Here is a 21,861-nt window from a genome sequence, read left to right as displayed (position 1 = left end):
ATTGATTAAGGGTCGACTTCCGCCGGCTGCGGAACGATCAACGGCGGCCAACTCGGCGGTTCGGCGTCGGACCGGGTTCGGCCATGAGCGGTCATTTTCTGGCGTCGTGGCTCAGACATTCAGATGGCGGTTCCAGCCAGGAATGGGTCACTCAGGCGCGAACACGTGCGTGATTATATCGACCGAGCCCTTGTATCGTGACTGCTGAGGATAGGGGCAAAGAGGACGAGTGCGGGAAGCGACATTGAAGTAGCCGGGATTTGTTGCAGAGGCAGTGACCGAGTTCGGTGCAACCCCTTCTCGACCGAGTTCTCAGGTGCGGAAGCACGTTGAACTTGTCAGTCGCCGGACCGCCGCTGCAATGTTCATGCCCGGAACAAGGTGTAGCCTAGCTTTGCATGAGGGAGAGCAAGTTCACTGCGTTGTCCTTCATGATCAGCGGTTGAACGTCAGGCCGGAATCCGGCCATTTGAAAGTCCGCAATCCATCGATCCGGTGTAATGAGCGGAAAATCCGATGCGAAGAGCACCTTGCGCTTAAGCACAGTATTGGCGTACCGAACGAGCTCGGGAGAGAAATATTTGGGTGACCAACCCGAGAGGTCGATGAATACGTTCTCCTTGTGCAATGCAATCGATAGCGCTTGCTCTTGCCAGGGCCATGAAGGATGCGCGATGATCACCTTCATGTTGGGGAAGTCAGCAGCGACATCGTCCAGATAGATCGGTTCCGAGTACTTGAGCCGCAGTCCGCCTCCGCCTGGCATTCCCGACCCAATCCCGGAATGCCCGGAATGAAATACCGCAGGCAAACCGAATTCGGCTATCACTTCGTAGAGTGGATAGGCGAGGCGGTCATTTGCAAAGAACCCTTGTAGCGTCGGGTGGAACTTGAATCCCCGAACGCCGTAGTCCGTGATCAGCGTCCGTGCTTCGCGGGCGGCCATCTTTCCTTTGTGTGGATCGATGCTTGCGAACGCGATCATGATGTCGTCGTTTTTTTGCGCGAATTCGGCGACTTCTTCGTTCGAGATCCGCCGACGCCCCAGGTTGGCTTCACAGTCGACAGTGAACATTACGAACCCGATCTGGCGCTCTCGATAGTAATCGATCGTCTCGGGTATGGTTGGACGACGCCCTAGCTTAAGTACCGTGCCGAAGTACTTATCGGCAGCCTCGTCGAATTCCCTGCCAAACAGGTCAGGGGGCTGGCAGCACGAGACCTCGGCGTGCACGTGGGTATCGATCGCAACGAGCTGTTCTACTTTCATAGTGAATCGGAGTTGATGGTTGGCGTGGAGGAGTCCACACGTTCAAGTGGGCCCGAATTCCAACGCTGGAACACGATGGTCCATGCAGGCCTGAACCTGGCGTCTGTAATGGAAGAATTCCAGCGACTTGAAGTCGAGAAAGTACTGGGAACATGCAACCTTGTCGGCATGGAATGGATCAGTGCTAGATCGACCCACGCAGATGCGCCACGTGCGAGCCCACGCAAAATTCAGCAGAAGCCAGCCAGCAGTGGTGAGATACGCGTCAGCGATACGGTAGGGAAGTTCCTTGTCGTCCTCGCTGCGCGTGATCACCGCGCTCGTGAGCTCGTTCATTTCGAAGCACAGCGTGGACAAGACCTCGGAAATCTGCGTGCCATATCCACCGGTCTTCCCGAGAGCGGCGCTCTCGTCTTCAATGATAGACAGCAATGAACGCAACATTTCGCCGCTATCGGACAGCACTTTTCGCAAAACAAGGTCGATAGCCTGGATTTCGTTCGTTCCCTCGTACAGCATCGGAACGCGCGAGTCGCGAACGGTTTGCTCGATCCCATACTCTTGCATGTATCCGTATCCTCCGAATACTTGCAACGCTTCGGATGCGCTCACAAAGCCATTGGTCGTGAAGAACGCCTTTACGATGGGCGTAAGCAGAGACGCCATGGCGTTGGCATGCTTGCGCTCGGCCGGATCCGGATGTCTGGCGGCTTTGTCGATCCACTCACCCACCCAATATCCGATCATTCTCTCGCCTTCGGCAATGCACCGAAGGTCGAGCAGAACGCGGCGTACAGCAGGATGGCGCGAGATGGGGATGGGCACATCGCCGCCGCCGGTATACGATGGAGGTCGCATTTGCATCCGTTCTTCGGCATAGGCTCTCGCGCGCTGCTGCGCGCTCTCCGCGTGGCCGACGCCCTGCATCGCCACTTGCAGGCGGGCGGCGTTCATCATCACGAACATCGCGCGCAAACCACCATGCGCCTGGCCAATGAGGTAACCCGTCGCCTCGTCGAAGCGCATGGTACAAGTCGGGCTCGCGGTGAGCCCCATCTTTTTCTCGATGCCGTCGCAGGTCACCCCGTTTCGTCTCATGCCGGTTGCCGAGCGTATGTACTTGGGCACGAGGAACAGCGAAAGTCCACGAGAGCCCTGAGGCGCGTCTGGCAATCGTGCAAGAACCAGATGAACGATGTTCTCCGTAAGGTTGTGTTCGCCACCGGTGATGAAGATCTTTTCGCCGGTCAGTCTGTAGAGTCCGTCTGAATCCACTAGCGCCCTGGTCCGGATTTGACCGAGATCGGTGCCCGCTTGGGGCTCAGTAAGGCACATTGTCGTCAGCCATTCGCCACTGGCGATTTTTTCCAGATATTCCTGCTTGACCTCTTCGGATGCGTGCGCTTTCAGGCAGGCAACTGCACCGTGAGACAGGCCCGGAGACATGAGCCAGGCGTGATTTGCACCTGCGAGCATCTCATGGAGGGCGACTTCGATTAATCCAGGCAGGTTCTGGCCGGCAACCTCCTCGCCTGCGGCGAGCAGAGGCCAGCCGGCCTCGACATATGCGCGGTAGGAATCAACGAAGCCCGTCGGCATGAACACGTGGCCTGTCTCGAACCGGCAACCCTCGGCGTCTCCGATCGCGTTCAATGGTGCAATCCGGTCAGCGACAAAACGCCCGGCTTCAGTGAGAACCTGTTCCGCCGTCGACATGTCGAGATCAGCCCATTCGGGAACAAATTGCCAGGTGGAACCGGCGTCCAGCCAGTCGTCGATGACAAACATCATGTCTCGAACCGGCGGATGATATCGGTGGCTCATTGGAGACTCGGAATGAAGGTTGCGCTGCCCACCGACGAACGCGTTGTTACGTTTGAGGCATCAGCGGTGAGGCAGATGGTATGCGTCAGCCTCGCCGCAGTTCGACTGTTGGCAGGCTCGGAATCGGCGAGCGACGTTCAGTCAGATGCCACCCGCCGTTTTGCAGGAGTAGAAGCCAGTAGATAGCCCCGCTAACAAGCTCGTCAACTGCAGGCGAAGCTCGATGCCGAGTTGATATCGCCGCCCTTGTAGCGCGCGACTTTGGGATAGGGGCACAGCGGCCGCGTTCGATTTGCGCCCCAGTCAGCCGGCACTTCCGGGTTAGGTATGGGGTTGCTCGCATCGCGCGCGTTCGCCACGACGCTATCAGGTGCTTTGCCTTGTTCCACCCACGCAATCATCGGCGTCAGCATGTCGAACTGATCCGCGGTAGGACCACCCGAGCAGTGGTTCATACCGGCAACGGTGTACAGGCGCGCGAAATTGCTTGCATCGCCCCCGTTGGCCGTCATGAGTCGCTGATACCAGTCTGTCGTGTCGTTGGATGAGAAGACCGGGTCGCTCGTGCCGTGATAGACGATCAACTTCGCACCCCGGTTCTTAAGCACCGACAGGTTTGTTTCGTCAGGCGGCGTCATGAACGACCACGACGACTCGCTATAGACGCCGCTGGTCGCAAAGATCTTTGGCGCGTCGGTGTCCATGCTGAAGTTGAGCGCATACGCCGACAACTGACTCAGGACGGACGCGCTTTGCGGCGGCGTGGTAAATGTGAAGGCCGCAGCGCCGGGATCGAGCGTGATCGAATTGGTTTGTTTCCACTGCGCCCAGTTCGAGCCGCTGATGCCCGCATCGTACGGAAAGCTTGCATAGAGGGCGGTGCCGGCGCTGTTGCGCGCGCCGGAGAAGACATTGCCGAGCGCGTCTTTTTGTGCGCTCGTGAGACATGAGCCATCGCGCGTGTTGGCGGAGCAGGTCGGGACATCGCGAGCGAGATCGAAGTTCGCCTGGCAGGCCTTGATGTCATGCACCATGCCATCGGTCGCCCCGTCGAGCGCATCGCACTTAGCAATGATGTGCGAAGCAACCATTTGCCGCTCTGCCGCCGTTAATCCTGTCGTAATGTCGGGCAGCCCGCTTGCCGTTTTCGCCGTCGCGACCTTGGCGAACTGCTGCGCGCTCCACATTTCGCCGATCGCGGCCTTTGGCAGATGGACACCCGGGTCGCCCGCAATGATGCCGTCGTAGTCGCCGGCGTATCGCGCCGCTGCGACCATCGCGTGGCGGCCACCGTTGGAGCATCCCTCGAAGTAGCTGCGGTCCGGGCCCTTGCCGTAAGCCGTCTTGATGACCTGCTTGGCCATCGGCGTCAGTTTGGCGACGGCCTGATAGCCATAGTCGAGCCGCGCCTGAGGGTCCAGCCCGAAAAGCGGGTTCTGCGACGAGGAATGCCCCGCGTCCGAACTAATGACCGCGAAGCCCATGTTGAGCGCATTGTTGAGCGGACCGCCGCCGCTGATGACGCCAGTCGCCGGTATGACGCTGCCGTCGAGCCCGCCGTTTGCCTGGTAGAAGAAGCGTCCGTTCCACGCGAGCGGCAGACGCATTTCGAAGCCTATCGCGTACGTCTTTCCGTCGACGGAACTCACGCGCTGGTTCATCGTGCCTTGGATAACACAATGTTCCGGCACGGCCTTGCCTGCGATGGTTAGCGTGCCTGCGGGTACGTCCTTGACTGACGTATACGTCGTATTGGCAAAGGCGAGCTTCGCTGCAAGCGCGTCGCACGTGCCGGAAAGACTGGCAGGGCTCGCGGCGCTCAGTTGCGGCAGTGACGAACTGTGATCGTCCGAGCCGCCGCCGCATGCCGCGACCATCGTTGAAACGACTGCTGCAATTATGGTCTTTTTCATGGATGTCTCCTTAGAACGAGTGACGTACGCCGATCATTGCGCCGGTCTGTCCGACGCCGGCCGCGGGCGTCGTACCGCCTCCGCCGCCGCTTACGGAGTAGCGCGCTTTCGCGCTATTGGCGAGATACGAAGCCTGTGCATAGACCGCCGTGCGCTTGGACAGTTGATAGGTCGTGCGCAAGGTTCCCATCGTTGCACGCGTGTCGTGGTCGCTATTGACGATGCGATAGACTTCGCCATCAACGATGAACGATGGCGTCACGAAATACGATGCGCCTACGAAAAAAAGATCGGAGCGGGCATTGGCGATTGCGGGGGAATCGGTGACAACCCGGCGTCCGAGCCAACCCAAACCGATCTTGGCGCCCGCATACTGCGCATAGGCGCTCACATGCGTGCGCGCATCCTTGTCGGCAGCATTGGTGAGCGGCGTCGGGGGGACACCGTCGAAGAAGTTGGCGGCGGCCGTCGCTCCGCCACGTTGCTCTTCGTACGAGGCTGCCGCGCCGAAGTACTGCGCTTCGTACTTGAGCATCACGGACCAGTCGCGGCACTCGGTTCCGTGCCCCGGCACAGAGCCCACGCAAGAACCCTGTCCCGGCGAGTTATTGCCCGCTGCATCGCGACCGAAGGAATAGCCAGCGCCGAGGGTCAAGCCGCGATAGGTGCCCATGTACGTCACGCTGTTGTCGGCGCGGGCGTTCGGCACGTACGCATCGAGAGAGCCCATGCCGTAGATGTCCGGACCGATGATGTCCGCGTTCATCACCGCAAGATAGGTCATGGTGTACTGCCGTCCGAAGGCGACCGTGCCGTAGGGGCTCTTGACACCAACGAATGCTTGCCGGCCGAACAGTCGTCCGCCTTGACCGAGGCTTCCGTCACGAATATTGAAGCCACTTTCCAATGTGAATACCGCGCTATATCCGCCGCCGAGATCTTCGGCGCCACGCAGTCCCCACCGTGAAGGAAATTCGCCCGTGACCGCCGGCATGCGGAACACTGCGTCACCCGCCGCGTTTGCGTGCGACACGTATTCGATGCCCGTATCGACGATCCCATAGAGCGTGACGCTTGACTGCGCTGATGCGCTTGCGGCAACGGCAAGCAGCGCGCTGCCCAGGATTACGTTCTTCTTATGTTGACGTGCTTGCATAGTCTCTCCAAACCAATGGGCTGTTGTGTTGTGTTGTGTCGTTATATGGACTTAGTCGCTCACCCGCGGACGGCGGATCAACATCAGCGCCGCGACGGCCGCGATCAAGGTCACGGGAATGCTCGCGCCGATGACGACTGGGGCGCTGCGTCCCATTGCAAGCAATTGCCCAGCGGCGAGAGGACCGACGACGGAGCCCACGCGGCCTACCGCAACCGCCGCCCCGACGCCGGTGCCGCGCATTGAGGTCGGGTAGAAGGCAGCAGAAAGCGCATACAGCACCGACTGCCCGCCAATAACGAACATGCCCGCGAAGAACGCGGACGCGGTGAGCGCCGCAAATCCGGGCGCGACGGAAAGCGCGGCGAGCGATGCGATGATGCCCACGTACATTCCCGAGACCACAATGCTGCCGCGCAGGCGGTCCATCAGCATGCCGATAAAGAGCGCGCCGAGGCCACCGCCGATGTTGAAGAAGATCTGCACGATGCCCACCTCGGGGCGTCCGAGGCCGCGCGCAGCCATCAGGGAAGGCAGCCAGTTAAGCAGGAAGTAGAGGACGATCAGCGTGCAGAAGTAGCTGACCCAGATTTGCGTCGTCGACAGCGCGCGATGTTCGCCGAACAGCACTTGCGTGACGGGCTCGGGCTTGCCCGTTGCGCCATGCGTGGCGTGACTGAAGGCCTTCGACTCGGGCAGGAACGCGAAGAGCAGCGGCACGAGCACAAGCGGTCCGGCACCGCCAACATAAAAAATATGGCGCCACTCGATATCGCCCGCGCTCACGATACCGATGACCGATGCGACTACGCCGCCGAACGGGATGCCGCAATACATCACGCTCACCGCCGTATTTCGCGCCTTGGGCGACACGGCTTCCGAAGACAGCGCGATGAGGTTGGGCAAGGCGCCGCCGAGGCCGATGCCCGTGAGTACGCGAACGGCAACAAGTGCGTTGAAACTCGTGACGAGCGCGGTCGCGATCGACAGCAGCCCGAAGATCGCTGCAGAGAGAATCAATACCCGCTTACGACCGATCCGATCGGCCAGCCGCCCCCCGAACATCGCGCCCGGGAGAAGTCCAAAGGTGCCGGCGCTGAAAGCGAGACCCATTTGCGCGACGGACAGGCCGAACTCACGTGCCATGCGTGGCGCGGCTACGCCGACCGACTGCAAGTCGAGTCCTTCGAGCAACGCAATGGCGAAACAAAGGCCCAAGGTGGCGAGCGTGCCGGTGCTCGCGATGGATCGCGCGTTCATGCTGTCTCCTGCCAATGCTGTTCTGGTGGTTTTCATGTCGGTTGATTGATCGGTGGACACTCGACTATTAATCAGGCGACCTGATATCGAGCGCGAAAAAAACGGACATTGGCTGTCCGTTCGGCTGGATGGGCGTATTTCATATCAGGAAGCCTGATCAAGGCAAGTCAAATGCGTTCGGTGAATACCCCTAGCAGGCTGTTGAATTTGGATCCCGTGTAAACGGGGTTTGAGGGACGGGCGTTATGGATATCGTGTTCATGATCTTTGGCAGCGGAAACGATGCGCGGAATGGATGAGATGCAGGAACCCCTGTTCACGACAGTCAAGCTGGAGGACTTCGTCCCGGCGGACCACCCGTTGCGATCGATCCGGTTGCTGGTGAATGATGCGTTGAAACGGCTCAACGGGCTGTTCAGCGTCATCTATGCAGATACCGGCCGGGCTTCGATTGCGCCTGAGAAGCTGATGCGGGCGCTGCTGTTGCAGGTGTTCTACTCGGTGCGCAGCGAGCGCATGCTCATGGAGCAGATGCGCTACAACCTGCTGTTTCGCTGGTTCGTCGGGCTGGCGATTGAGGACGCCGTGTGGGACCACTCGGTGTTCTCGAAGAACCGCGACCGGTTGCTGGAGCATGAAGTCGTGGAAGCGTTCTTCACCGAAGTCATGAGCCTGGCGGACAAGCGGGGCTTGCTGTCGAGAGACCATTTCTCGGTGGACGGCACGCTGATTCAGGCGTGGGCCAGTCACAAGAGCTTCCGCCGCAAGGACGACCCGGACGATGGTCCTCCGGCCGGCGGTAGCCGCAACGCCGACACTGACTGGAAAGGCGAGCGACGCAGCAATGCCACGCACGAGTCGACTACTGATCCGGAGGCGCGGCTGTTCAAGAAGAGCGGCAAGAGCCCGGCCATCCTGTGCTATCACGGGCACATCCTGATGGAGAACCGCTCCGGACTGGTGGTCGGCGCCGTGGTCAGTCATGCGGATGGTTTCGCGGAACGGGCCAGCGCCTTGCGGCTGCTCGACTGCGTGCCAGGCGGTCATGCGAAGACAGTCGGTGCCGACAAGGCGTATGACACCCGCGACTTCGTAAACGATTGCCGCGCTCGCAACGTGACACCGCATGTCGCGCGCAACGATGAGCGTTTGGGCGGCAGCGCAATCGACGGTCGCACTTCGCGGCATGCGGGCTACCGGATGAGCCAGATCATCCGCAAACGGATCGAAGAGCATTTCGGCTGGGGCAAGACCATCGGACGGATCCGGCAGACGGTCTATCGCGGCATAAAGCGCGTCGACCAGCACTTCAAGCTGACGATGGTCGCGAGCAATCTGACCCGCATGGCCCGAATGCCAGGGGTGGTGTCGCAAGGAGCGACGCGATGAGCCGCCACGGCGCGAAGACTGCGCGCCAGAAGGGCTGCATGCGTGCGCATGCCCCGCGCAGATCGCGCGGCGAACCGGTAATTCAGCGGAAAATTGCACGCGAAAGCCTCCTGAACATAGCTTCGGTCGTCATGACGGGGCGCTTTTCAACAGCCTGCTAGGTGAAGAAGGCGTCCTGTCCGCACCGCATTCCCGCGCCCATCGAGGGTTTTCACTGAGTTCACGGCGCTTGTTTTATCAGGCAGCTTGATACTAGAATTCATCTCAGGTTACCTGATATATAGCCGGTTAGATGCTACGGCAGCCGTGATCAGGGAACACATTGACACTTTGCGCCGCGAGGCGCTGGAGAATACGCATGGCAAGCTATGAAGGTCGCTGGAAAACCGTTGACGTGAAGGTTGAATCGGGCATCGCGTGGGTGATGTTCAACCGCCCGGAAAAGCGCAATGCAATGAGCCCTACGCTCAACAGCGAGATGATTCAGGTGCTCGAGACGCTCGAGCTGGATGCGGATGCACGCGTACTGGTGCTGACCGGCGCGGGCGACGCCTGGACCGCCGGCATGGACCTGAAGGAGTATTTCCGCGAAGTGGACGCTGGCCCGGAAATCCTTCAGGAAAAAATTCGACGCGACGCGTGCCAGTGGCAATGGAAACTTCTGCGCATGTACGCAAAGCCGACCATTGCGATGGTGAACGGGTGGTGCTTCGGTGGCGGCTTCTCGCCACTGGTGGCGTGTGATCTCGCCATTGCGGCAGACGAAGCGGTCTTCGGCCTTTCTGAAATCAACTGGGGCATTCCGCCGGGCAATCTCGTGAGCAAGGCAATGGCCGATACCGTCGGTCATCGTCAGGCGCTGCATTACATCATGACGGGCGACACCTTCACCGGTCAGGAAGCCGCAGCGATGGGCCTGGTCAACAAGAGCGCGCCCCGTACGCAGTTGCGCGAGGAAGTCGTAAAGCTCGCGGCGAAGCTGTTGGAGAAGAATCCCGTGGTCCTGCGCGCGGCCAAACACGGCTTCAAGCGCTCCCGCGAACTCACGTGGGACCAGAACGAGGACTATCTCTACGCGAAGCTCGATCAGGCGCTGCACCGCGATCCGGAACAGGGCCGCGCACAGGGTCTGAAGCAGTTCCTCGACGAGAAATCGATTAAGCCGGGTCTGCAGGCGTACAAGCGCACGGAAGAGTAAGCGCGATTCAGGAGAGAACACCGTGAACGAACTGAGCATGTTGATCGGCGGGCAGGATCGCGCCGCATCGAATGGGGCGACATTCGACCGCCTCGACCCAGTCGCAGGACTGGTGGCCTCGCGCGCACCGGCCGCAACGCTCGAAGACGCCGATGCCGCGGTTGAATCGGCCGCTCGGGCGTTTCCGGCCTGGTCGGCAATGACGCCGTCGGAGCGGCGCGCACGCTTGCTCAAGGCCGCCGACATCATGGATGCGCGCACCAGTGATTTCATCGCGGCGGGCATGGCGGAGACGGGCGCGATGGCGAATTGGTACGGCTTCAACGTCCATCTCGCCGCGAACATGCTGCGCGAAGCGGCGGCGATGTCCACGCAGATCGACGGCAGCGTGATTCCCACCGACATGCCCGGCAATCTCGCACTCGCAGTGCGCCAGCCATGTGGCGTCGTGCTCGGCATCGCGCCGTGGAACGCGCCGGTAATTCTCGGCACGCGCGCCATCGCGATGCCGCTCGCGTGCGGCAACACCGTCGTGCTCAAAGCGTCGGAGGCGTGTCCCGCGGTGCATCGCATGATTGGCACCGTGCTTCAGGAAGCGGGGCTCGGCGATGGAGTCGTCAACGTCGTAACGAACGCGCCGGAGGACGCGGCGGCAATCGTCGAGCGATTAATCGCGCATCGCGCGGTGCGCCGGGTGAATTTCACGGGATCGACCCACGTCGGACGCATCATCGCCATGCATGCGGCGAAACACTTGAAGCCCGCGCTGCTGGAACTCGGCGGCAAGGCACCCGCGCTGGTGCTCGACGATGCAGATCTCGATGCCGCTGTCGAAGCCATCGCGTTCGGCGCCTTCTTCAATCAAGGCCAGATTTGCATGTCGACGGAGCGCATCATCGCGCATCGAAGTATCGCGGATGAACTGGTCGAAAAGCTCACGGCGAAGGCGCGCACGCTCGTTGCGATGGCGCCGACGGCCGCGGGTGCGAAGCTCGGCGCGCTCGTCGATGCGAAAGCTGCCCAGCGCATCGCAGCGCTGGTCGAGGACGCCCGCAGCCACGGCGCGAAAATCCGGGCAGGCGGGGCAATCGACGGCGCGATCATGCAGCCAACCATCGTCGATGACATCACGCGCGACATGAAGCTGTACGCGGAGGAATCGTTCGGACCGGTGGTCACGGTACAGCGCGTCGCAAGTGACGATGAAGCCGTGGCGGTGGCAAATGACAGCGAGTTTGGCCTGTCGGCGGCCGTGTTCAGTCGTGACGTCGCGCGCGCGTTGAATGTCGCGAAGCGCGTCGAATCGGGCATCTGTCACATTAACGGCCCCACGGTCCATGACGAAGCGCAGATGCCGTTTGGCGGTGTGAAGGGGAGCGGCTATGGCCGCTTCGGCAGCAAGGCATCGATCGCGGAATTCACCGATTTGCGCTGGATCACGGTTCAGACGGGCGAGCGACATTATCCCATCTGACCCAAGGCGCGACGACAAATCAATCCACCGACAACCGCCGTGAGGGCGAAGGTCGTACCGGCGCGCCATGAAATGCGCGGGACGACGCCGGGGACATTCAGCGGAGACAATCAGTGAACTTCGAGCCGACTCAAGAAAGAGGCGAAGAAGCGTGGGACCTGGCGAAGTTGCCGCATCGAAAGGTGCGCATCGGAAGCCCGGGTATCAACGTGCGCCAGGACGGCGACATCTTCTACATGAGCACGCAGGAGCCGCTCGGAAGCTATCCGGAGCGATTCACGGACAGGCTCGTGAGCGGCGCCGAAGCGCACCCTGAGCGCTGGCTCGTCGCGTGCCGCGATGCTAGCGGCGCCTGGAACGGCATCAGCTATGCACAGATGCTGGAACGCGCGCGAGCCATCGGCCAAGCACTGATCGACCGTCAGCTCTCAGTCGAGCGACCCGTCGTGATCCTCTCGGGCAATGATCTCGAACACCTGCAGCTCGCGCTCGGCGCGATGTGGGCCGGTGTGCCCTATGTGCCGATCTCGCCGGCATACTCGCTGGTGTCCAGCGATTACGGCAAGCTGCGTCATACGCTCGATGTGCTGAAGCCCGGCCTCGTCTTCGCCACCGACGGGAATGCTTTCGCGGCTGCCATCGATGCGGTAGTGCCGGAAGGCGTCGAAGTCGTGTGCGCATCTGGATCGTGCGGGCGGGCAGCGTCATCGTTCGCCGATCTGATCGCAACGTCCCCAACGAGCGTCGACGATGCGCAGCGTGCGGTGGGACCGGACACCATCGCGAAGTTTCTGTTCACATCGGGATCGACGAAGCTGCCGAAGGCCGTGCCGACGACGCACCGCATGCTGTGCAGCAACCAGCAGATGCTGCTGGAGACGTTCCCCGCATTCGCGGATGAACCGCCGGTTCTGGTCGACTGGCTGCCGTGGAATCACACGTTCGGCGGCAGTCACAACATCGGTATCGCGCTGTATAACGGCGGCACGATTTATATCGATGACGGCAAGCCGGTTCCGGCCAAGTTCGAGGAAACGCTTCGCAATCTGCGCGAAATCGCGCCGACGATTTTCTTCAACGTGCCGAAGGGATGGGAGGAACTGACGGCTGCGCTGGAAACCGATGTCAAGCTACGCGAGACCTTCTTCTCGCGCGTCAAGGTGTATTTCTTCGCGGGCGCAGGGCTTTCGCAGGCTGCATGGGACCGGCTCGAACAGGTGACGGCCCGCTACTGCGGTGAACGCATCCGGATCATGGCGGGGCTCGGCATGACGGAGACATCGCCGTCGTGCCTGTTCACGACGGGCCCGATCATGCGAGCCGGATACGTGGGTGTGCCGGCTCCCGGCTGTGACGTCAAGCTGGTCCCAGTGGCCGGAAAACTGGAAGCACGGTATCGTGGCCCGCATGTCATGGCGGGTTACTGGCGGATGGAAGCTAGCCAAGGGGCGCAGAGCTTCGACGAAGAAGGCTACTACTGCAGCGGCGATGCGCTCAAATTTGTTGACGCGGCGCGGCCCGAGCTCGGACTCATGTTCGATGGCCGCATCGCTGAAGACTTCAAGCTTAGCTCCGGGACTTTTGTGAGCGTCGGGCCCATGCGTGCCCGTATCATCTCCGAAGGGGCGCCGTACGTTCAAGATGTCGTCATCACAGGGATGAACCGTGACGACGTTGGCGCGCTGGTGTTTCCGAGACTCGACGAGCTTCGAAAGCTCGCGGGTCTGTCGCCCGATGCGAGCGCGAGCGAAGTCGCCGAGGTGCCCGCGGTGCGCGAGTTCTTCGTGACACTGCTTGCACGATTGAACCGGCAGGCAACAGGCAGCGCAAATACCATCGCCCGGATGCGCTTGCTCGAAGTACCGCCGTCGCTCGATCGCGGCGAGGTCACCGACAAAGGCTCGATCAATCAGTCGGCGGTGTTGACACATCGCGCGGCGATCGTCGATGCCTTATATGACTCGAGTCGAGCTGATTCGCGGGTAATCCTCGCGAGGGGCATGCGCGGTTGAAACTTCACATTAATCAGGCAGAGCGCGCCGACGCGGTAACATTGGCATCTCCACTAGCCCCGTTAAGCGTTGCGATGCCGACCAAACTGCCAGTAAAAAAAGCTACGTCGACGACGAAATCCGCCCAGGCCGCAGGCCCGCGCAAGGGTCAGGCGCGGCCACGCCTGACTTATCTGGTTGGAAGCCTCGATCGCATCCTCCGCCGCAAGATGACCGAGGCACTGGCGCCTGTCGGGCTTACGCTCGCGCAATTTACGGCGCTGTCGGTGCTCGACGCGCGCGGGCAGGCATCAAATGCGCAACTGGCCGAACGATCCTTCATTACACCACAATCGGCCAACGAAGTGATGAGCGCGATGTCTGCGAAAAACTGGATCACGCGCGAGCCTGATCCTAACCACGGACGTATCGTAGTCCTGCGACTGACGGAGGAGGGACGCGGCGTGTTGCGCCAGGGCATGGACGTCGTGCGTTCGCTCGAAGACCAGATGCTCACGAACATCCGATCCGCTGACGCACTCCTTGTCCAGGACTGTCTGGAACTTTTCGCGCGCAATCTGCGTAGCTGAAGCCACCGTTTTCGCCCCCTCGGGCGATCAATGGCAGGCCGCTCCGCCAGTTCGATGCGGAGCCCGGGTTCGGCCATGAGCGGCCGTTCAGCATGGCTAGGAAATGGGCAGGTTCGTAGCCAAAGCGGTCGTCGGGTCGCTCTCGCTGCATCCGTTCCGGTCGCTGATGCCATTCGTGGCTCACTGGAGGGTATGACTGCAACTAGATGGTCGATTCCGATTAGCGGTCACTAAAGGGTTTTCCATGTGGTGCCCGCCTTGGTGTTCAACAAGGAAAGAGAGGCTGCAGCGCTGCGACCTGCGGATCACGGATGGGGCGCCGGCGTGTAGTGGGATGCATGATGGATCCGCGCAACATACGAAACACTTACTTCCGGGCTGCGAAACCGCATGCGCGCTCCGGCAATGTTCGTCGCGTGTCCTGGAGGCACGGAAAAGACCAGTGCAACGCTACGTCTATGACACTGACGTGCGCAGGTGCATCGGCGATATCAATTTTTGAACCGGTAAGTAACCGGTAAGTCGAGCTCCCATAAAGTCGGTTCCACTTTGTCCACTGACTTCCTGGAAGCGATCGTGAAAAAAAATCCCTTGCCTGTTCACCGCATATTCCTGACTGCTGCCTTGTTCGCGCTCTCTTCCGGGCTAGCGCGGGCGGAAGGAGGTGACATTGACCATATCGACGCGGAGAGTTCAGGTCTTATGATCCTGAACAATGCGACGAACGTGACCCACTGGGGGCTTGGTGCAGGTGTCGGTATTGGGCAGTCGCCGTATAAGGGATACGGCTCAAAAGTCGAGCCGCTCCCGCTGGTCTACTTCGACGATAAGTGGGTACATGTTTTCGGCACTACGATCGACGTGAAGATCGGGAACTGGAGCGGTGTAAGCGTTGCGCTGCGCGGAAAATTTTCGCTTGGCGATGGTTACAAGCAGTCTGATGCTCCAATCCTGAATGGCATGGAAGACCGAAATGGCGCGTTCTGGTACGGTCCTGCGCTTGCTTTACATACCGCATTCGGCACGCTTTCGGGAGACTATCTGGTGGGCGGGAACAAGGGGCAGCGTGCCAGCCTGAACTACAGCAAGTCATTTGATGTTGGAGATTTCTCGATTAATCCGCATTTGGGCGTGGACTGGTTGAGCGGCAAATACGTCGATTACTATTACGGCGTGCGCCCCTCCGAGGTGCGCCCCGGACGTCAGGCGTACACCGGCACGGCAACCTGGAAGACTTCGTTGGGAACGCGTATCGATTACAACCTCACGAAGCACCAACGCCTCCTGCTGGACGTTGGTGTGTCGCACTTTGGCGGCGGTGTCACGGACAGTCCCCTTGTCGGTAAGCGGTTCATCCCGGAGGTCGGGATCGGCTACATATACCAATTCAAGTGAGTTCAGCGTCATGTCGCGAGTTGCAATTGTCGAAGACCATGCACGCCTCGCCGACATGGTGAGCCAGGCCCTCATGCGCGTGGGAATCGAAACCGACCAGTTTCACAATATCTCTGGAGCAACCTACGGTGTGCGCCAGTTCGACTACGCGGTGTTGATCATCGATCGTAGCCTTCCGGACGGCGATGGGCTGAGCTTCCTGCGCGCGTTGCGTGCGACCGGTCAAATGACGCCGTGCCTCATGCTAACGGCCCGCGATGCTTTGCACGATCGTGTCGACGGGCTCGAAAGCGGCGCGGACGACTACGTGACCAAGCCGTTTGAGATGAGCGAGCTGGTTGCGCGGGTGCGCACTCTGATGCGCCGGCCAGTGGTGCTAACTACGCTTGTCGCGTCATTCGCGGACGTTGAAGTGGATCCCCAGCAACGTGAGATGCGCTGCGGCGCGCGGTTGGTCCTGCTCGCGCCCGCTGAACTGCAGATCATGCTTTGCCTGATCGAAGCGGCCGGCCGAACGGTGCGGCACGCTGCACTTGAGCATGCCGCCTGGGGTCTCGCCGAAGCCGTAACACCGAATGCACTGGAGGTGACCGTGCACCGGTTGCGTAAGAAACTGGCTTCGATCAACACCAGGACACGCCTAACGAACGTTCGCAGCGCGGGATTTGCTCTCGAGGAAGTATCGGAGCAACAGCGGCAGCTTTCGGGGCGGCCGGAAGGCACTTGAGAGGTGTTCCATGAGCGATCTATTACTCGGCTCAGGCATTCCACACCCGTTCTAATGTGGGGGCGTCATGCTCGATCACTACATTCAAAGCCTGTCGGCGCGGCTGTGGGCGACGACCGTCGTCGCACTTGCAGTCAGCCTGACGGTGATTGCCGGTCTGGTTATCTACGTGTTCGATCACTATCCACAGCAGACGCTGGGTCGCCACGAATTGACGGAGGACCTCGATCGGGTAATCGATGGAATCAGGTTCAACAAGGCGGATCGCCCCTATTCTGTCGACCTTCATGATCGTGATGTTGGGTGGCTGTTTAATCTCGTGCCCACCGAACTCAAATACCGTGTGCTGGATGGACAAGGTCACGTCCTGCTTGCCTCGACGGGAGCAAACACAGTCGGTCCGTGGCTGACAGCCGATCTGGCTGGAGCCGTCGGCAAGATATCCTACGTGAATATCGATGGAAAGCTGTTCTTCGTCGCGACGCAGCGGGTCCTGCGAGGACAATCCGCGTTCTATGTGCAGACCGCAACCAGCGAACGTTTCCTGGACGCCTTGGTCAGTTCAAAAGTCAAGCCGATTCCGGCCACGGTCAAGGTTATTTTCTTCGTTGTGGCCATTATTTCGGGCCTGGTGCTGCCGCTTACAATCTACCGGGTGCTCAAGCCGTTGCGAGATGCGTCAGAGGCGGCTACGCGGATAACCCCGCGCCGGCTAAAAACGCGCCTTTTGGCCAGTGGCATTCCGAGTGAGATCAAGCCGTTGATCAACGCTTTCAACGAGGCGCTTGAACGACTGGAGAATGGTTTCGTAGTCCAACAGCAATTTCTTGCGGCCGCCGCGCATGAACTTCAAACGCCGCTCACCTTGATCCGCGGGCAGATCGAGTTGCAGCCGGAGATCGCGCGGAAAGACCTGCTGTTTCGTGAAATCGACCTGATGTCGCGACAGGTTCGACAACTCCTGCATCTTGCTGAAGTCAGCGAGGCGCAGAATTTCGACTTCGGCGAAGTCCGCACGATCGATGTAATGCAGGATGTCGTCGCGTATCTGGCCCCTAAGGCGGATGGAAAACAGGTGACGCTGCGGATCGAGGAGTGTCGTGCATCGCCGCCGATCTGGGCGGACAAGGGCGCGCTGTTCATCCTCCTCAAGAATATCGTCGAAAACGCGATCAATGCATCGCGCGCCAACAGCATCGTGTCGTTAACGATCGACGAGGCATCGATCGAGGTTCGTGACGAAGGGTGTGGCATACCGAAGGATCATCTTCCGTTTCTGTTCAAGCGATTCTGGCGTGCGCCAAATGCAAGACACGACGGGGCGGGCCTCGGATTGGCAATATGTAAGGAAATTGCGTTGGCGCACAATTGGCGGTTGACGGTGAGCAGTCTCGCGATAGGAACGCGATTTACTGTGTGGTTATAACTGCGTTCTTCATCCTTCCGGTGACCGTCGACTCGTCGTGGGCCTTTCACGAATAATGAGCAACCGATAACCGGGCCGGAATACCCGTTACGCCTGGCCACAGGCGATGAACAACTTCAAATGGCCGCTCTCATCGCTCTGCCAGCCATAGACAATGCGTCGTGACGAACGGCTCTGTTGGGTCGATCAGCGACGTTCGGAACGCCCACCAAGACGCCTGGCGTACGAAAAAATCCGAATCTTGACGGCACCCCATATGGGGGTGGAGCAAGCTGAGCGCGAATTTCTATCATAAGCGCCAGGGTTATATAGATGCACAGAGCTATTCGGAAACATCGCAGTCCGTGTCAATGATCAGATACCAAATGACCCTGACGCGGTGACGACAAGCAGCGAGATGGGAACTGTCGCGCTATATGTAGCTTGATGCGACTACGCGCCCACGGGGAACTACCCAGCTCCCGTATGAAAACGCTAGGCCTTATAACTGTCAGGCTTATGATAGAAATTCGCGCTCAGCTTGGTCCCCCCCGTTACACCTAATCAGGCCCGGCGCGGCAGGCTTCGGCGAAGGGAGGTGCGTTTCAGTCTTCGACGGGACGAGGGAAGGAGAGCAGGGAGGTCCAGGCTCTCGCTGACCCGCCGCTGCCGCGCAGACGCCCGCCGCTCTGGCGAAGGCGCCAATGGTCAGGCTCTCGCGATGGTTGTTCATTCCGCTTGACTCCGTACTGAGGTACGGACCTAAGGTTACGCTATCCATTGAACCCGTAACCGGAGTCGTCACCATGAGCGTATTGACTCGCATCGCCGACAAGACCGGCGCGCTCGGCAGCCTCGTTTCCGCGATGGGCTGTGCGGGATGCTTCCCAGCGCTGGCCAGCTTGGGGGCCGCGCTTGGACTGGGCTTTCTGAACCGTTACGAAGGTCTGCTGGTGCAAATCGTGTTGCCGGTTTCCGCGCTTCTGGTGCTGGTCGCGAATGCACTGGGCTTCCTGAGCCATCGGCAATGGCACCGTAGCGCGCTGGGCATGATCGGCCCGCTGATCGTGCTGGCGGCGTCGGTGGTGTTTCTCGGCCGGACGTGGGCGCCGGGTCTGCTGTATGCCGGCCTCGCATCGATGCTTGCCGTCGCAATCTGGGATCTGACCTCGCCCGCCCACCGGCGATGCACCACCGACGCCTGCGACGTGCCACAAAGGCGCGGATGAGCGCCGGGTGGCGTCGACCCGATCGAGCAGGACGTGACGCAGCTCTCGTGCTGCGCCGGATAACCGGGAGACAGCGAGGGGGTACGCCGGCCGGTACGGTGGATCGCCGCCGCAGCACGATGGCGCCTATCATTAAGGCACCGTCTGGCCACGGTCGATGGGGCCGTTCGTCGAAAAAGGACAGACGTTCATGCATTGAATGTGTTGGCTGGTCGATGTCGGGTCGGGAGGTTCCATGCCGCCGCTACGAGCAATCAATCTTCTCCAGTCGAAGGAAGGGGCCCGGCTCCATGGTCCGGAACTCGACCGATGGCGCCGCTGGGGACCTTATCTGAGCGAGCGGCAATGGGGCACTGTTCGCGAAGACTACAGCGAAAATGGCACCGCATGGGACTACTTTCCACACGATCATGCGCGCAGCCGCATGTACCGCTGGGGTGAGGACGGCATTGCCGGATTCGGCAACGACCCGCTCGACTGGTGCGTCTCGCTCGCGCTCTGGAACGGGCACGATCCGATCATCAAGGAACGGCTCTTCGGGTTGACGAATGAGGAAGGCAATCACGGCGAGGACGTAAAGGAGCTTTACTTCTATCTCGACGGCACGCCGACGCATTCGTACATGAAGATGCTGTACAAGTATCCTCACGACGCGTACCCGTACCAGCATCTGATCGACGAAAATCTGCGGCGCGGCGCCGATCAGCCCGAATATGAAATCCTCGATACGGGCGTGTTCGACGATAACCGCTACTTCGACGTCTGCGTCGAGTATGCGAAGCACACACCCGACGATATCGTGATGTGCGTTACGGTAGAAAACCGCGCGGATCAGCGCGCGGCGCTTCATGTGTTGCCGCAATTCTGGGCGCGCAACAGATGGGCGTGGTCGGGCAAGCGCGGCAAGCCGTCGCTCACGCTGGAGCCGAATGCAGAGGAAGGCGCGCGCGTCGTCGCGCACAATCCCGCGCTGGGAACGATGATCGTGACAGCGTCGGCGCAACAGCCGATCGAGTGGCTCTTCTGCGAAAACGAAACGAATGTGCGCCGCCTTTTCGGCTTCGAAGGAGCGGGGCCGTTCAAGGACGGCTTCAATGACTACCTCGTTGACGGCGACGAGCAGGCCATCCGGCGCGACCAGGGCACCCGCGCCGCCGCGCATGTGTACCTGCAGTTCGCGCCTCATGAGCGCTCGGTGCTGTATCTGCGCTGGCGTCCCGAACCGGCTCCGGATGCCGTGCCGCTCGACATGAACGAGCTCTTCGCGCGCCGGCAAGCGGAGGCCGACGAATTCTATGCGGCGCTTCAGCACGACATCCCCGACGTCGATGCGCGGCTCGTGCAGCGTCAGGCGCTCGCCGGCATGCTGTGGACGAAGCAGTACTACCAGTTCGACGTGACGCGCTGGCACGACGGTGACCCCGGCCAGCCGAAGCCGCCAAGAGCACGGAGGCACGGCCGCAACGCGGACTGGCGGCATATGTGCAATGGCGACATCGTGTCGATGCCCGACAAGTGGGAGTACCCATGGTACGCGTCGTGGGACCTCGCGTTTCATGCGGTCGCGTTCGCCATGATCGATCCCGACTTCGCGAAGCAGCAATTGCTGCTGCTCGTGAAGGAGCGCTATATGCATCCGAACGGGCAATTGCCCGCCTACGAGTGGGCGTTCGGCGATGCGAATCCGCCGGTTCATGCGTGGGCAACATGGCGTGTGTACGAACTCGACCGCGAGGTGACGGGCGTTGGCGATCACGAGTTTCTCGAAGTCATGTTCCACAAGCTGCTGCTCAATTTCTCGTGGTGGGTCAACCGCAAGGACGCCGATGACCGCAACATCTTTCAGGGCGGCTTTCTTGGACTCGACAACGTGGGCATCTTCGACCGGTCTTCGCCGCTGCCGACCGGCGGCCGCATCGATCAGGCCGACGGCACGGCATGGATGGCCTCGTACGCGCTCGACCTGATGCAGATCGGCCTCGAACTGGCGATGACGAACAACGCGTACGTCGAAATCGCGGTGAAGTTCTTCGAGCACTTTCTGTATATCGCGGAAGCAGTCAGTTGCAGCGAAGGCTGCAGGACAGGGTTATGGGACGGACACGACGAATTCTTCTACGACGTCCTGCACCTTCCGGACGGTACCCGTCTGCCGATGCGCATTCGCTCGATCGTCGGGCTGATTCCGCTGTTCGCCGTACACGTGCTCGAAGAGCGCGTGTACGGTCATCTGCCCGGATTGCGCGAACGGCTGGCATGGTTTCTCGATCATCGGCCGAATCTGGCGAAGCTGGTGTCGCGCTGGACCGAACCCGGCAAAGGCAACACCACGCTGCTGTCGTTGTTGCGCGGACACCGGATGACGGCGCTGCTGCGCCGTGCGCTCGATGAAGACGAGTTTCTCTCCGAGCACGGCGTGCGGGCCCTGTCCCGTGTGCATCGCGATGCACCGTACGTCTTCGACCATGACGGCGTGAGCTTCTGCATCAAGTACCTGCCTGCTGAATCGGACTCGCGCGTGTTCGGCGGCAATTCGAACTGGCGCGGGCCGGTCTGGATGCCGGTCAACTACCTGCTGGTCGAATCGCTGTATGAGTTCCATCGTTACTACGGTGATGGGTTTCGCGTCGAATATCCGACGGGATCGGGCAACAGGTTTTCGCTGAGCGAGATTGCCGATGACCTCGCACGGCGCGTCACCACGCTCTTTCTCAAAGATGCACAAGGCCTGCGGCCCGTGATGGCGGCCTATCCGATGCTGCAGGCCGACCCGCGTTCGCAGGATCTCGTACTGTTCCACGAGTACTTTCACGGCGACAACGGACGCGGTGTCGGCGCTTCGCATCAGACCGGCTGGAGCGGGCTCGTCGCGCTGTTGCTCCAGCCGCGCATGATGAAACTGTCCCACGCAGCGCCTGATGTTGCGTCGGTGGCCGCGCCAGTGGCCGAAGACACCGCGCCGGCCATGGCGCGGTAGCGTTGGCACCCTGGGGAGTACGGACTTGGTAGCGCCTAAAATGGATTCAGGCGCGCTCTCAAC

15 protein-coding genes are annotated in these 21,861 nt (G+C 60.6%); 10 read left to right on the top strand and 5 right to left on the bottom strand.

Annotation, left to right across the window (positions count from 1 at the left end; translation table 11 throughout):
* Window positions 1-388: 388 nt before the first annotated feature.
* The 5 genes from AC07WT_RS13690 to mhpT all read right to left on the bottom strand — a co-directional run bounded on the left by AC07WT_RS13690 (window position 389) and on the right by mhpT (window position 7,423).
* Window positions 389-1,270 carry an amidohydrolase family protein gene (locus tag AC07WT_RS13690; RefSeq protein WP_492595495.1) on the bottom strand — a complete coding sequence of 294 codons (882 nt, stop codon included), beginning with the start codon at window positions 1,268-1,270 and terminating at the stop codon, window positions 389-391.
* Window positions 1,271-1,312: 42 nt separating this feature from the next.
* A complete protein-coding gene (locus AC07WT_RS13685; protein ID WP_492595494.1) occupies window positions 1,313-3,094 on the bottom strand; it encodes an acyl-CoA dehydrogenase family protein in 1,782 nt (593 codons plus the stop codon).
* Window positions 3,095-3,297: 203 nt separating this feature from the next.
* Window positions 3,298-5,007 (bottom strand): tannase/feruloyl esterase family alpha/beta hydrolase, encoded by a 1,710-nt coding sequence (locus tag AC07WT_RS13680; RefSeq protein ID WP_494947493.1) that lies wholly within the window; start codon window positions 5,005-5,007, stop codon window positions 3,298-3,300.
* Window positions 5,008-5,017: 10 nt separating this feature from the next.
* On the bottom strand, window positions 5,018-6,163 hold the full coding sequence (locus AC07WT_RS13675; protein WP_492595492.1) for a porin: 1,146 nt from the start codon (window positions 6,161-6,163) through the stop codon (window positions 5,018-5,020).
* A 51-nt stretch (window positions 6,164-6,214) separates the two neighbouring features.
* Complete coding sequence (gene mhpT / locus AC07WT_RS13670; protein WP_494947492.1) at window positions 6,215-7,423, bottom strand: 3-(3-hydroxy-phenyl)propionate transporter MhpT; 1,209 nt, start codon at window positions 7,421-7,423, stop codon at window positions 6,215-6,217.
* 282 nt (window positions 7,424-7,705) lie between these two features.
* Here mhpT and AC07WT_RS13665 point away from each other — a divergent pair, with 282 nt between their 5' ends.
* The 10 genes from AC07WT_RS13665 to AC07WT_RS13620 all read left to right on the top strand — a co-directional run bounded on the left by AC07WT_RS13665 (window position 7,706) and on the right by AC07WT_RS13620 (window position 21,798).
* A complete protein-coding gene (locus AC07WT_RS13665; protein ID WP_494947491.1) occupies window positions 7,706-8,812 on the top strand; it encodes an IS5 family transposase in 1,107 nt (368 codons plus the stop codon).
* Between the two features lie 358 nt (window positions 8,813-9,170).
* Entirely contained in the window at window positions 9,171-10,010 is an 840-nt protein-coding gene (locus AC07WT_RS13660) for a p-hydroxycinnamoyl CoA hydratase/lyase (RefSeq protein ID WP_492595490.1), read from the top strand.
* Between the two features lie 22 nt (window positions 10,011-10,032).
* Window positions 10,033-11,484, top strand: a complete 1,452-nt coding sequence (locus tag AC07WT_RS13655) for an aldehyde dehydrogenase (RefSeq protein WP_492595489.1) — start codon at window positions 10,033-10,035, stop codon at window positions 11,482-11,484.
* Between the two features lie 113 nt (window positions 11,485-11,597).
* A complete protein-coding gene (locus AC07WT_RS13650; RefSeq protein ID WP_492595488.1) occupies window positions 11,598-13,496 on the top strand; it encodes a feruloyl-CoA synthase in 1,899 nt (632 codons plus the stop codon).
* A gap of 74 nt (window positions 13,497-13,570) precedes the next feature.
* Entirely contained in the window at window positions 13,571-14,065 is a 495-nt protein-coding gene (locus AC07WT_RS13645) for a MarR family winged helix-turn-helix transcriptional regulator (RefSeq protein WP_492595499.1), read from the top strand.
* A gap of 576 nt (window positions 14,066-14,641) precedes the next feature.
* A complete protein-coding gene (locus AC07WT_RS13640; protein WP_492595487.1) occupies window positions 14,642-15,460 on the top strand; it encodes a MipA/OmpV family protein in 819 nt (272 codons plus the stop codon).
* Between the two features lie 10 nt (window positions 15,461-15,470).
* Window positions 15,471-16,187 carry a response regulator transcription factor gene (locus AC07WT_RS13635; protein ID WP_492595498.1) on the top strand — a complete coding sequence of 239 codons (717 nt, stop codon included), beginning with the start codon at window positions 15,471-15,473 and terminating at the stop codon, window positions 16,185-16,187.
* 67 nt (window positions 16,188-16,254) lie between these two features.
* Entirely contained in the window at window positions 16,255-17,613 is a 1,359-nt protein-coding gene (locus tag AC07WT_RS13630) for a sensor histidine kinase (protein ID WP_492595486.1), read from the top strand.
* Window positions 17,614-18,398: 785 nt separating this feature from the next.
* Window positions 18,399-18,821, top strand: coding sequence for an organomercurial transporter MerC (gene merC / locus AC07WT_RS13625; RefSeq protein WP_492595485.1), 423 nt, complete (start codon window positions 18,399-18,401; stop codon window positions 18,819-18,821).
* A gap of 235 nt (window positions 18,822-19,056) precedes the next feature.
* A complete protein-coding gene (locus AC07WT_RS13620; protein ID WP_492595484.1) occupies window positions 19,057-21,798 on the top strand; it encodes an MGH1-like glycoside hydrolase domain-containing protein in 2,742 nt (913 codons plus the stop codon).
* Window positions 21,799-21,861: the final 63 nt, after the last annotated feature.

It is taken from the genome of Paraburkholderia sp. GW821-FHT02A12 (assembly GCF_059422005.1).
Note: the sequence above shows the minus strand (reverse complement) of the source record. Positions and strands in the feature narration are given on the sequence as shown.